The sequence below is a fragment of the Mycobacterium helveticum genome (genome assembly GCF_007714205.1).
Classification (GTDB): Bacteria; Actinomycetota; Actinomycetes; order Mycobacteriales; family Mycobacteriaceae; genus Mycobacterium; species Mycobacterium helveticum.
On the sequence record NZ_VMQU01000058.1, the window covers coordinates 1 to 12,433 of the forward strand.

Sequence of the window (12,433 nt, forward strand, 5' to 3'; positions counted from 1 at the left end):
GAACCCCATCGACAGCGCCGGCGGGTCACCCCTACCTGCGCTCACCGGCTTGTGGTCACTTCTATTTTCGTGTCAGACGGGCGGGTAGGCCGGCGGCGGGTAGCCGTTGCCGTCGACGACCCCGCGCAGACCCCACGGGAGGTAGCGGAAGAAGAACTCGATCTCGTCGCTCGCGTCGTAGTCCGGGCTCGGATCCATTGGGCCACCCCTGTAGTCGGTAACGACTGGTTCAGCAGTGAGTCTAGTCCCCTCCACCTCGGCGCAACACCCGCCTAAACTGTCCAACCAGTTGATTGACGGCTAGCCTGGTCCGGGGCCGCGCCCGGCCCCGGCAACGGACGATAGCGAGTGCAGATGCCATCCGAGAACGGGCTTTCCCGCCGCGAGGAATTGCTGGCCGTTGCCACCACGCTGTTCGCCGCCCGCGGCTATCACGGCACCCGGATGGACGACGTGGCCGACGTGATCGGCCTGAACAAGGCGACCGTCTACCACTACTACGCCAGCAAGTCGCTGATCCTGTTCGACATCTACCGCCAGGCCGCCGAGGGCACGCTGGCCGCCGTCCACGACGACCCGTCGTGGACGGCGCGCGAGGCGTTCTACCAGTACACCGTGCGGCTGCTCGGCGGGATCGCCGACAATCCCGAGCGCGCCGCGGTCTACTTCCAGGAAGCGCCCTACATCACCGAGTGGTTCACCGCCGAGCAGGTCGCCGAGGTGCGCGAGAAGGAAGCTCAGGTCTACGAGCACGTGCACGGCCTGATCGACCGCGGGATCGTCAGCGGCGAGTTCTACGAGTGCGACTCGCACGTGGTGGCCCTCGGCTACATCGGCATGACGCTGGGCAGCTATCGCTGGCTGCGGCCCAGCGGCCGGCGCAGCGCGAAGGAGATCGCCGCCGAGTTCAGCACCGCGCTGCTGCGGGGGCTGATCCGCGACGAGACGATCCGCCAGACGTCGCCGCTGGGGCCCTGAGGCGCCGCCTCAAAGCTGGGGCAGGTCGGTCGCGGGCGGGATCAGGTGCAGGGCGGGCCCGACGGCCCCGGTGATCGTGGACAACAGCGTCGTGCTCGGCTGGCCGAGGAAGACGTTCAGGCCCGGATCCAGGGACGGCACGTACGGGTAGGTGGTCGGCAGGTCGGAGGCCGGCAGGTAGCCCAGGTCCACCATCGCCGCCTGGACCCCCTGCACGGCGCCGGTGCCCAGGTCCGGGATGACGGTGAACGGGTTGGGTATTTCGAACAGCTGGCCCGGGGTCGGAACGTTCGCGTAGTTGCCGTTGGGCCCGTAGTCGGCGTAACCCAGGTCGACCAGCACCCGCAGATCGGGCTGGACCAGGTCGGCGATCGCATTCCCCGCGTAGGGGACGTAGTCGCGGATCGGGCCCAGCAGCGGCAGGTTCTGGGTCGGCAACATGTAGTAGTGGGTGTTGCCGCCCGACGTCGGCAACGGGACGGCATCGGCGACCTGGCTGGCCGTCAGCAGCGGATAGTCGGCGTGCAGGGTGAGGCCCATGACGGCGTTGAGGTCCGACACCAGGTTCAGCGGGTACTGCGGGAAGTCGGCGATGCCGTCGTACTGGATCGTGTAAATCGAAGTGTGCCAAGGTGATTGGGGGGTCGCGCCGTTGAAGGGCACGTCGAGCAGGGGGACGTAGAAGCCGGTGAACCGCTCGAGGATGCCGCCGACGGGGTTGTTCGGGTCGCCGAGCAGCACGAACGCGAGCTGGCTCGCGCTGGGTTGCTCGGCAGTGGGCAGCGCCAGCAGCGCGTTGATCTCGTTGGTGGCGATCGTGGAGCTCTCGGAGTAGCCGAGAACCAGGGCGTTGTTGCCCAGGTGGTAGATCTGGTTGTTGATCGCGCTGTTGAGCTGGGTGACGCCCTGGGCGACGGACTGGCCGAACGTCAGGGTGTTGCCGAGTTCGGGGGTGATCGGCCAGAACTGCTCGGGGGTGGACACGCCGAGCGGGTTGGCCCCGCTGATCAGCGGCTGGATGTAGGCGGTGTTGACCTCGTCGAGGTAGTACTGCACCGGGCCCGGGTTGTGGGCGCCGCCCATGATCAGCGCCGTCACCGGCAACGACGGCAGCGTGGACGCGAAGCTCACCGCGCCGGCCGCCTCGGCCCGGGCGTAGGAGTTGCCCGCGGCGGCCAGCGCCCGGGCGAACCGGATGTGGAATGTCGCCGCCTGCGCCAGGAGCGCCTGGTTCTGCTCGGCGTAGGCGCCGAACAGCCTGGCGATCGCCGCCGACACCTCGTCTTCGGCCGCTGCGACCACGCCGGTCGTCGGGCCGGCGGCGTGGGCACCGGCCGCGCTGATCGCCGCGCCGATGCGTTCCACGTCGGCGGTCGTCGACGCCAGCGCGTCGGGCGCGGTGATCAGATACGACATATCCCCCGTCTACAGATCCTCCGTCTATCCCCCTGCCCCGGCGGTCGGGCATCAGGAAAGACTAAACCGCCATCCGCGCATCGACTGATAAGTCCGCCGCGGTGAGGGAAAGCGACGCGCGGGTCGCGGGCCCCGACCTGGAGTCGGTGGCCCCTGGAGTCGGTGGCCCCTGGAGTCGGTGGCTCGAGCGAGCCCGACCGCCGCGGCGGTCATCCCGCCGGGTCGGGTGGCTGGCCGGCGGGATGAACCCGGATCGCGGCCTCGACCTCGTCGGCGCTGATCTGTTTGGTGCAAAAGAACCAGTCCTGGCACTCGACACCGTCGACGTGGCCGTCCATCCGCTGCTCGGCGATACCGCAGGTGCTCGCGGTGGGGACGATCACGGGGTCGCCGGGGCGCCAGTCGGCGGGGGTCGCGACGTTGAATCGGTCGGCCGTCTGTAGGGCCTTGACCACGCGTAAGAGTTCGTCGAAGTTGCGGCCGAGGCTCAGCGGGTAGTAGATGATGGCCCGGATCACGCCCCTGGGGTCGATGACGAAGACCGCGCGCACCGCTTTGGTGGAGTCTTCGCCGGGCATGATCATCCCGTATTTCTGCGCGATCTCCATCGACACGTCTTCGATGAGCGGGAAGGTGACGTCCACGTCGCGCATGTCTCGGAACGAGATCTTTTCCTTGATCGTGCGCAACCAGGCGATGTGGCTGGCGAGCCCGTCGACGGACAACCCGACCAGTTCGGTGTTGTACGCGGCGAATTGATGTTGCATCGTGGCGAAGGTGATGAATTCGCTGGTGCACACCGGGGTGAAGTCGGCGGGGTGGGAGAAAAAGATGACCCACTTACCGGAATAGTCGGCGGGGAAGTCGATCTGCCCCTGGGTGGTGACGGCGCTGAACGCGGGAGCGGGATCGCCGATGCGGGGCATGCTCGTCACGTGCGGGGCCGCGTCGATAGCAGTTGTCATGGTGAACCTTTCGTGTCAGCGGCGATGCAGTGCGCAACGGCTACCTCACCGGGTGTATTCCCCGGCGTCCCTCCACGGTGTGCCGTGCGTCGCGCAGACGACCGGTTACCAAGGGCTATCGGCGCAGACCCGTTGCGGTGTCCACGTCGCTGACCACTTCGCGGTGGCGGCCGACGTGAGATTCGGCGCGCATGCGTTCGACCATGTGCGGGTGGTGCAGTTCGAACGCGGGGCGCTCGGAACGGATCCGGGGCAGCTCGGTGAAGTTGTGCCGCGGCGGCGGGCAACTGGTGGCCCACTCCAGCGAGTTGCCGTAACCCCAGGGGTCGTCGACGGTGACCGGCTCGCCGTAGCGCCAGCTGCGGAACACGTTCCAGATGAACGGCAGCATCGATACGCCCAGAATGGACGCACCAACCGTCGAGACCACGTTGAGCGGCTGGAACCCGTCGGTGGACAGGTAGTCGGCGTAGCGGCGCGGCATGCCCATGTTGCCCAGCCAGTGCTGTACCAGGAACGTGGTGTTGAACCCGATCAACGTCAACCAGAAGTGCAGCTTGCCCAGCCGCTCGTCGAGCAGCCGGCCGGTCATCTTCGGGAACCAGAAGTAGACACCGGCGAAGGTGGAGAACACGATCGTGCCGAACAGCGTGTAGTGAAAGTGCGCCACCACGAAGTAGGAGTCGGTGACGTGGAAGTCCAGCGGCGGGCTGGCCAACAGCACGCCCGACAAACCGCCCAGCAGAAAGGTCACCAGAAACCCGACCGAGAACAGCATCGGCGTCTCAAAAGTGAGCTGGCCCTTCCACATGGTGCCGGTCCAGTTGAAGAACTTGATCCCGGTGGGGATCGCGATCAAATACGAGGTGACGGCGAAGAACGGCAACAGCACCGCGCCGGTGGCGAACATGTGGTGCGCCCACACCGCCATCGACAACCCCCCGATGGCGAGGGTCGCATACACCAGCGTGGTGTAACCGAAGACCGGTTTGCGGCTGAACACCGGAATGATCTCGGTGACGATGCCGAAGAACGGCAGCGCCACGATATAGACCTCGGGATGGCCGAAGAACCAGAACAGGTGCTGCCACAACAGGACTCCGCCGTTGGCCGGGTCGAACACGTGCGCCCCCAGGTGGCGGTCGGCGGCCAGCCCGAACAGCGCCGCGGTCAGGATCGGGAACGCCAGCAACACCAGAATCGACGTCACCAGGATGTTCCAGGTGAAGATCGGCATCCGAAACATCGTCATCCCCGGCGCGCGCAAACACACCACCGTCGTGATCATGTTGACCGCGCCCAGGATCGTGCCCAAGCCCGCCACGATCAGTCCCGTGATCCACAGGTCGGAGCCGGTGCCGGGCGAGTGGATGGCATCCGATAGCGGTGTGTAAGCGGTCCAACCGAAGTCGGCGGCACCGCCGGGGGTGATGAAGCCCGCGAGGGCGATCAGGGCGCCGAACAAAAACAACCAGTAGGAGAACGCGTTCAGTCGCGGGAACGCCACATCGGGTGCACCGATCTGCAGCGGCAGCACCAGGTTGGCGAACCCGAACACGATCGGCGTGGCATACAGCAACAGCATGACGGTGCCGTGCATGGTGAACAGCTGGTTGTACTGCTCGTTCGACAGAAACTGCAGACCCGGCGCGGCGAGTTCGGTGCGCATCAACAGCGCCATCAGCCCGCCCAGGAAAAACATCACATAGCAGGTCACCACGTACATGATCCCGATGGTCTTGTGATCGGTGGTGGCGACAAGCTTGTACACCAAGTTGCCCTTGGGGCCCAACCGGGCCGGAAAAGGCCGGCGTGCTTGCAGCGGCGCCACAGAGCCAACATCGACAGCCATCACCCCTCCTCCTGAATAGGACGGGCCTGCGAACGGCAGACCCTGATTGGGGACAACTACCCACGACGGTACCTCCGATGCGGCAGGAATAGAAGGTGTGCGTCAGGGGCGTGACTATGCCCCCCGGGGTATGCGAAGATACCTGTCACGGGGCGCAGGGCGCGATGGGAAAAATGCCGGCAGCGCGGTCCCGTGGCAGGGAGGTGAACCCGGTGCCCCCGTGGCGGTTGCGCGACTTTCACGACGACGACCTTGATCAGGCGATCCTGGTGTGGGATCAGAGCCGACATCCCGGTGACCCGGCGCCGGCCTTTCCGGTCTCCGAGATGGTGTCGGCGGCCAAATCGGGGCAGCCCGCCGTGGTCGCCGTCGTCGGCGACGAGTTGGTGGGCATGGCGGTCGCCGAGGCCCGGGGGGAACGGGCATGGATTCTGCTCGTCGGCCTCAACACCCGGTGGCGCAACCGGGGTGTCGGCAGCGCACTGTTGGGCGAGCTCGAGATGCGCCTGCGTGCCCTGGGCGTCCGGCGCGTGGGTGCACTGCTGCAAACAGAGGCGACCGGCGCGGCGGCGCTGCGCAACTGTGGCTATCGGGAGCGGACCGATCTGTCGTTTTTCGAAAAAATCGACACCGTCGGCTCCTCGGACGCGGGCCTGCTGGCCCAACTCGGCGCGCAGGCGATGCCCCGCGGCCTGTGGAACGCGATGGGCGGGATGGAATCGGAGAAACAGATCGTTGAGCGGCGGATCGTGCTGCCGCTGAGCGAGCCGAACATCGCCGAAAAATACGGCGTCTCACCGCCGAAGGCGGTCATCTTGTTCGGCCCCCCGGGAACCGGCAAAACCAGCTTCGCCAAGGCCGTTGCGGGTCGGCTCGGCTGGCCGTTCGTCGAACTCCTCCCCTCGCGTCTGGCCGCACCGGATGTTGCGCTGGCGAGCGCGCTGCGAGAGGCCTTCGTGACGCTGATGGAACTGGAAGCCGTGGTGGTGTTCATCGACGAAGTCGAGGAAATCGCCGGATCGCGCTCGGGTGAGCGTTGCGATCCCGCGCACGGCGTCACCAACGAGCTGCTCAAACTGATCCCGGCGTTTCGCCAGCGCGACGAGCGGCTACTGATCTGCGCGACGAACTCGGTGCGCTCGCTGGACTCGGCGTTTTTGCGGCCCGGACGATTCGACTACATCATCCCGATCGGACCCCCGGACGCGACGGCGCGGGCGGCGATCTGGGCCAGATATCTCGGTCCGGCCGCCGGCTCGGTCGATATCGGCGCACTGGTCAGGGCCAGCGAGATGTTCACTCCGGCCGATATCGAGTTCGCTGCACGCAAGGGTGCGCAATCCGGGTTCGAGCGGGAGATCGAATTCCGCCGTGGTGAGTCGGCCCGTACCGAGGACTATCTTGCGGCCATAGCCGAGATCCGGCCCTCGCTGACAGAGGCGGTGCTCGCCGAGTTCACCGAAGACATCGAGCAGCGGACTCGGCTCTGACCAAGGGCCCCGCGGACCGTCCCCGAATTCAATCGCCGGACGCCTGCAAATGCTCGTCGAGGAAGGCAATCTGGTCGGCGACGACGCGCTCGAACGCGGCGCCGACGTAGATGTCGAAATGGCCCTCGGGGTAGGACTTGATCTCGCCGCGCGGGGCCCTGGCCGCGTAGCGCAGCGTGGCAGCCGCGGGCGCCACCGAGTCGAACTCACACACGCAGAACAGGATCGGGCAGCCGATCTTGGCCGCGGAGCGTCCCGGCCGGTACGTCATGACCTGCAACGCGATCCGGGCGGCCACCTCGTTGGTCAGCCGAGCGCCGTTGGGGACCAGTCTCAGGTACCCCTCGTACGCGTCGGGCGTGTTCAGCAACGCCGCCTCGCCGGGCCGGCCGGCCGTGGCGACCATGACGGGCGGCCTGCCCAGCCGGCCGGCCACGGCGTCGCGCACCGCGAGCGCGAAGATGCGCGCGGTGGCCCGCGGGTCGGTGATCGTGCGCGCCGAGGCCAGGCCGTCGGTGAAGGGGCATTGCGCCACGGCCGCGGCGATGCCCGGCAGCCGGGCCGCCGAGGCGATGACATGGCCCCCGCCGAACGACGTGCCCCACAACGCGATTCGCCGTTGGTCGACCCCGTCGAGGGTGTGGGCGTAGGCCACCGCCGCCGCCCAGTCCGCCAGCTGCATGTCGACGTCGAGCACCTGGCGGGGCCGGCCCCCGCTGTCGCCGAAGTTGCGGTAGTCGAACACCAGGCAGGCGTAGCCGGCCGCGCCGAACCGTTCGGCGTAGGCGTCCAGCCGCATGGTGCGCACCGCCCCCAGGCCGTGCGCCATCACCAGCAACGGCGCCGGGCCCCCCGTGGCGGGCCGGTAGAGCCACGCGCTGATCCGGTCACCGCCGGACACGAACCGGACGTCCTCACGCCGCGTCATCGCCGTCTCCCTTCTGCGCGCCGGCGCCGACACCGGTCGTGGTAGGCCTTCCAAAAATAATGGACTAGTGTCTAGAAACGCTTTCGAACGTTCACCTCAGGACGGAGGCCGCTCATGGCGATCCGCGTCGCCCACGTCGGGACCGGGAATGTCGGTCGGCCGGCCCTGGCCGAACTGATCACCAACCCCCAGTTCGACCTGACCGGGCTGTGCGTCTCGTCGCCGGAGAAGGTGGGCAAGGACGCCGGCGCGCTGTGCGGTGTCGCGCTCGACGACGAGGTCGTCACCGGCGTCACGGCCGTCTCCGACCTCGATGCCGTGCTCGCCACCGGACCCGAGTGCGTCGTCTACTGCGCCATGGGCGACACCCGGTTGCCGGACGCGATGGCCGACGTCATGCGCATCCTGGCCGCCGGAGTCAACGTCGTCGGGTCGTCGCCCGGGCTGCTGCAGTACCCGTGGGGCGTGATGCCCGACAAATACATCGCCCGCGTCGAAGACGCTGCCCGGCAAGGCAATTCGAGCATCTTCATCAGCGGGGTCGACCCGGGGTTCGCCAACGACCTCATTCCGTTGGCCCTGGCCGGGACGTGCCGGCGCATCGAGCAGGTGCGCTGCATGGAGATCCACGACTACGCCGGCTACGACGGCGCGGAAGTCATGCGCTACATGGGCTTCGGCCGCCCACTCGACGAAATCCCGATGCTGCTGCAACCGGGCGTGCTCAGCATCGCCTGGGGCACCGCGATCCGGCAGCTGGCGGCCGGGCTGGGCATCGAGGTCGACGAGATCGCCGAGTCCTACCAGCGCGAGCCCGCGCCGGAGGACTTCGACATCGCGGTCGGCCACGTGGCCAAGGGCACGCTGGCCGTGCTGCAGTTCGAGATCCGCGGCATGGTGGGCGGCCACCCCGCCATCGTGATCGAGCACATCACCCGGTTGCGGCCCGACCTGCGGCCCGACCTGCCCCAGCCCGCCTCCGGCGACGGCTCCTACCGCGTCGAGATCACCGGCGAGCCGTCCTACGCCGTGGACATCGTGCCGGGCAGCCGCAAGGGCGACCACAACCACGCCGCGATCGCCGGCGCCGCCGGCCGGGTCGTCAATGCCATCCCGGCCGTGATCGCGGCGCCGCCGGGCATCCGGACCACGCTCGACCTGCCGTTCATTACCGGAAAAGGCCTCTATGCGCCCACCGGGCTGGTGGCCAGCTAAACCGAAGGGAGCCCATCAGTGGGACGGGTAGACGGAAAGGTGGCGCTCATCAGCGGCGGCGCCCGCGGGATGGGCGCCGAGCATGCGCGCCTGCTGGCCGCCGAAGGCGCCAAGGTGGTGATCGGCGACATCCTCGACGACGAGGGCAAGGCGCTGGCCGACGAAATCAACGCGAGCGGCGACGCGGCGCGCTACGTCCACCTCGACGTCACCCAACCCGACCAGTGGGACGCCGCGGTCGCGACCGCCACCGGCGAGTTCGGCAAGCTCAACGTGCTGGTCAACAACGCCGGCATCGTCGCGCTGGGGCAGCTGAAGAACTTCGATCTGGGCAAGTGGCAGAAGGTGATCGACGTCAACCTGACCGGCACCTTCCTGGGCATGCGGGTGGCCGTCGAGCCGATGACCGCGGCCGGGGGTGGGTCGATCATCAACGTGTCCTCGATCGAGGGCCTGCGCGGCGCGCCGGCGGTGCACCCCTACGTGGCGTCGAAGTGGGCGGTGCGCGGCCTGGCCAAGTCGGCGGCCCTGGAACTGGCGCCGCACAACATCCGGGTGAACTCCGTGCACCCCGGCTTCATCCGCACCCCGATGACCGCGAACCTGCCCGAGGACCTGGTGACCATCCCGCTGGGCCGCCCCGGCGAGGCCCGTGAGGTGTCCACGTTCGTGTTGTTCCTGGCCAGCGACGAGTCGTCGTATGCGACCGGCACCGAGTTCGTCATGGACGGCGGGCTGGTGACCGACGTGCCGCACAAGGCGTTCTGACCGGTGCTATAACCGCGAGCATGCTGCGCGCGCTGGAGACCGTCGTCGGGCCGGGCCACGTCGTCACCGATCCCGACATTCTGGCCGGCCGCGCCGTCGACTACACCGGGCGCTACCGCGGGCGGGCCGGCGCGCTGGTGCGGCCTGGTTCGGCCGAGGAGGTCGCCGCGGTGCTGCGGGTGTGCCGCGACGCCGGGGCCCACGTCACCGTGCAGGGCGGCCGCACCTCCCTGGTGGCCGGCACCGTGCCCGAGCACGACGACGTGCTGCTGTCCACCGAGCGGCTGCGCGCGCTGGGAGACGTGGACACCCTCGAGCGCCGCGTGCAGGCCGGCGCCGGGGCCACGCTGGCCGCCGTCCAGCACGCCGGCGCCGCGGCGGGCCTGGTGTTCGGGGTGGACCTGGCCGCCCGGGACACGGCCACCGTCGGCGGCATGGCCTCGACCAACGCCGGCGGCCTGCGCACGGTGCGCTACGGCAACATGGGCGAGCAGGTGCTCGGCCTGCAGGTGGCGCTGCCCGACGGCTCGCTGCTGCGCCGGCACAGCCTGGTGCGCAGCGACAACACCGGCTACGACCTGCCGGCGCTGTTCGTCGGCGCCGAGGGCACCCTCGGTGTCATCACCGCGCTGGACCTACGGCTGCACCCCACCCCGTCGCATCGGGTGACCGCCGTCTGCGGGTTCGCCGATCTGGAGGCGCTCGTGGCGGCCGGCCGGATGTTCCGGGACGTCGACGGGATCGCGGCGCTGGAGCTGATCGACGGCCGGGCGGGCGCGCTGATCCGTCAGCACCTCGGGGTGGCGGTGCCGGTGGACGGCGACTGGATGCTGCTGGTGGAGCTGGCGGCCGACCACGACCAGAGCGACCGGCTGGCCGACCTGCTCGACGGTGTGCAGCTGTGCGGGGAGCCCGCGGTGGGCGTGGATGTCGCTGCGCGGCAACGGTTGTGGCAGGTTCGCGAGTCGCTGGCCGAGGTGCTCGGCAGCTACGGGCCGCCGCTGAAGTTCGACGTGTCGCTGCCGCTGTCGGCGATCGCCGGGTTCGCCCGCGACGCCGTGGCGCTGCTGGGAACCCACGCGCCCGACGCGCTGCCGCTGCTGTTCGGCCACGTCGGGGAGGGCAACCTGCACCTCAACGTGCTGCGCTGCCCGGTCGAGCGGGAGCAGGCGGTGTACGGGCCGATGATGGAGCTCATCGCCGGGTGCGGCGGCAACGTCAGCTCCGAGCACGGCGTCGGCAGCCGCAAACGCCCGTACCTGGGGATGTCGCGCGAGCCCGCCGACATCGCCGCGATGCGGGCGGTCAAGGCCGCGCTGGACCCGACCGGCTACCTCAACGCCGCGGTGCTCTTCGTCTGACCGGTCTGCCGCGAGGGTGCGCAGTTGTGCGCGCAACGCGGCGTGTCACCGGGCAAACACGCACGCCCGCGGGGCCTCAGCTGCCCTTGATGCCGACCGCGTGGCGCAGCTGCGCCAGGAACTGGTCGGCGTCGTCGCTGCGGACGATGTAGTGCGAGATGGCGATGCGGATCACGGTCGCCGCCTTCACCGCGGCGTTGGGTCCGGGCAGGTGCCGCTGCAGGCCCTCGCGCATCTCCGGCATGGCGCGGGCGAACTGGGCGATGGTGTGCTCGGGTTCGACGTCGACCATGCGCACCCCCGAGTACGAATGCTGGTACTCGACGATGAAGCGCAGCACGGCGTCGAGCTTGTCGACGCCCTTGAGCCCGGCGGTGGCCCGCACCAGGCCGCTCTCGAAGGTCTGCCGCTCGTAGTTCGAAAACGCCGACAGCAGTTCCGCTTTGGAGGCGAACCAGCGGTACAGCGTCGGACGCGACACCCCGGCCTGGGCGGCGACCTCGGACAAGCTCAGCTTGGTCTTGCCGTTGCGGCCGAGCACCTCGGCGGTGGCCGCCAGGATCCGCTGGCGCGTGGAGGTGTCGGTGTCCGTGACCGACGCCGGCTGGCTCATACCTGAAACTCTACGAACCGGCGCCGGGGCGCCTGCGCACCAGCACCGATTGCTGGATGGCGCCGACCGCGCCCCGCTCGTCGAACAGCGTCCCGATCGTCGTCCCGACGCCGTCGGGGCCGTAGCTGGTCTCGGCGCGAATGCCGATCCACTCGCCCTCGGGGATGCGGAACACGTGCACGGCCAGGTCGGTGTTCAGGAACGTCCACGTGCGGATGTTGAGCTTGCTGCCGATGCCGTTGGCGCAGTCGGCCACCGCGAACAGCCGCTGAAGCGGGGTCATGGTCTCGCCCTTGACGAGGTCCACGGTCGGGCTGATCCAGGACTCGCCCGGGCCCGCGCCCATCGGTTCGGTCAGCCACAGCCAGTCGAGGCTGTGCACGTAGTTGCGGTCCCAGTCCTTGGCCTTGAGGTTGCGGTCGCGGGCCTCGGCCCGCGGCCGGGGTGGGGGAGCCGCGGCGTGCGCCACGGCCGTGGTGTCCTGCCGCTGGAACCGCCACCCGGTGGCGCGCGCGACCGGACGGGGTTCGCCGCCGGGGCCCGGCGCCAGCATCTCGGCGCCGACCAGCTCGATCTGCTTGCCGCCGCGCTGCAGTTGCGCGCCGACCCACAGGTCGCCGTCGGCCGGCACGCCGCCCAGCAGGTCGATCACGACCCGGGTCAGGCGGGTGTCGTCGCGGTGCTCGCACTGCTCCAGGGCCCGCACCAGCAGCGCCGAGACCGGGCCGCCGTGCTGGGTCGCCGCCGACCAGGTGCCGCGCGCCAGGTCGGTGGCCCGGAATTTCTCGCCGTGGGCGTCCGCGTCGTCGATCAGCTCGTAGTAGGAGTCGGTCATGTGCGCCTCTCG

Annotated in this window: 12 protein-coding genes; 5 read left to right on the forward strand and 7 right to left on the reverse strand. The window is 69.0% G+C overall.

Annotated elements, in window-relative coordinates; genetic code table 11:
- Positions 1-72: 72 nt before the first annotated feature.
- A complete protein-coding gene (locus FPZ47_RS14650; protein ID WP_144951825.1) occupies positions 73-198 on the reverse strand; it encodes a hypothetical protein in 126 nt (41 codons plus the stop codon).
- Positions 199-354: 156 nt separating this feature from the next.
- Here FPZ47_RS14650 and FPZ47_RS14655 point away from each other — a divergent pair, with 156 nt between their 5' ends.
- Positions 355-978 carry a TetR/AcrR family transcriptional regulator gene (locus FPZ47_RS14655; RefSeq protein ID WP_144951823.1) on the forward strand — a complete coding sequence of 208 codons (624 nt, stop codon included), beginning with the start codon at positions 355-357 and terminating at the stop codon, positions 976-978.
- A gap of 9 nt (positions 979-987) precedes the next feature.
- On the opposite strand, the gene FPZ47_RS14660 is transcribed toward FPZ47_RS14655, so the two are convergent.
- The 3 genes from FPZ47_RS14660 to ctaD form a co-directional block, all read right to left on the reverse strand.
- On the reverse strand, positions 988-2,394 hold the full coding sequence (locus FPZ47_RS14660) for a PE family protein (RefSeq protein WP_144951821.1): 1,407 nt from the start codon (positions 2,392-2,394) through the stop codon (positions 988-990).
- A gap of 209 nt (positions 2,395-2,603) precedes the next feature.
- Complete coding sequence (locus tag FPZ47_RS14665; RefSeq protein WP_246133405.1) at positions 2,604-3,359, reverse strand: peroxiredoxin; 756 nt, start codon at positions 3,357-3,359, stop codon at positions 2,604-2,606.
- A 115-nt stretch (positions 3,360-3,474) separates the two neighbouring features.
- A complete protein-coding gene (gene ctaD / locus FPZ47_RS14670) occupies positions 3,475-5,211 on the reverse strand; it encodes an aa3-type cytochrome oxidase subunit I (RefSeq protein WP_144951819.1) in 1,737 nt (578 codons plus the stop codon).
- Between the two features lie 212 nt (positions 5,212-5,423).
- Between ctaD and FPZ47_RS14675 the strand changes: the two genes are divergently transcribed.
- A complete protein-coding gene (locus FPZ47_RS14675; protein ID WP_144951817.1) occupies positions 5,424-6,701 on the forward strand; it encodes an ATP-binding protein in 1,278 nt (425 codons plus the stop codon).
- Positions 6,702-6,729: 28 nt separating this feature from the next.
- Here the strand turns inward: FPZ47_RS14675 and FPZ47_RS14680 are convergent, their stop codons facing one another.
- Positions 6,730-7,629, reverse strand: a complete 900-nt coding sequence (locus tag FPZ47_RS14680) for an alpha/beta hydrolase (protein ID WP_144951815.1) — start codon at positions 7,627-7,629, stop codon at positions 6,730-6,732.
- A 114-nt stretch (positions 7,630-7,743) separates the two neighbouring features.
- On the opposite strand from FPZ47_RS14680, the gene FPZ47_RS14685 reads away from it, so the two are divergent.
- From FPZ47_RS14685 to FPZ47_RS14695, 3 genes are read left to right on the forward strand one after another with little or no spacing between them, the layout of a single operon-like run.
- Entirely contained in the window at positions 7,744-8,844 is a 1,101-nt protein-coding gene (locus FPZ47_RS14685; RefSeq protein ID WP_144951813.1) for an NAD(P)H-dependent amine dehydrogenase family protein, read from the forward strand.
- A gap of 18 nt (positions 8,845-8,862) precedes the next feature.
- Positions 8,863-9,612: a glucose 1-dehydrogenase gene (locus FPZ47_RS14690; RefSeq protein WP_144951811.1), complete on the forward strand. Its 750-nt coding sequence runs from the start codon at positions 8,863-8,865 to the stop codon at positions 9,610-9,612.
- 20 nt (positions 9,613-9,632) lie between these two features.
- Complete coding sequence (locus FPZ47_RS14695; protein ID WP_144951809.1) at positions 9,633-10,973, forward strand: FAD-binding oxidoreductase; 1,341 nt, start codon at positions 9,633-9,635, stop codon at positions 10,971-10,973.
- A 76-nt stretch (positions 10,974-11,049) separates the two neighbouring features.
- On the opposite strand, the gene FPZ47_RS14700 is transcribed toward FPZ47_RS14695, so the two are convergent.
- On the reverse strand, positions 11,050-11,586 hold the full coding sequence (locus tag FPZ47_RS14700) for a TetR/AcrR family transcriptional regulator (RefSeq protein ID WP_144951807.1): 537 nt from the start codon (positions 11,584-11,586) through the stop codon (positions 11,050-11,052).
- A 10-nt stretch (positions 11,587-11,596) separates the two neighbouring features.
- Positions 11,597-12,421 (reverse strand): thioesterase family protein, encoded by an 825-nt coding sequence (locus tag FPZ47_RS14705; RefSeq protein ID WP_144951805.1) that lies wholly within the window; start codon positions 12,419-12,421, stop codon positions 11,597-11,599.
- Positions 12,422-12,433 lie beyond the last annotated feature (12 nt).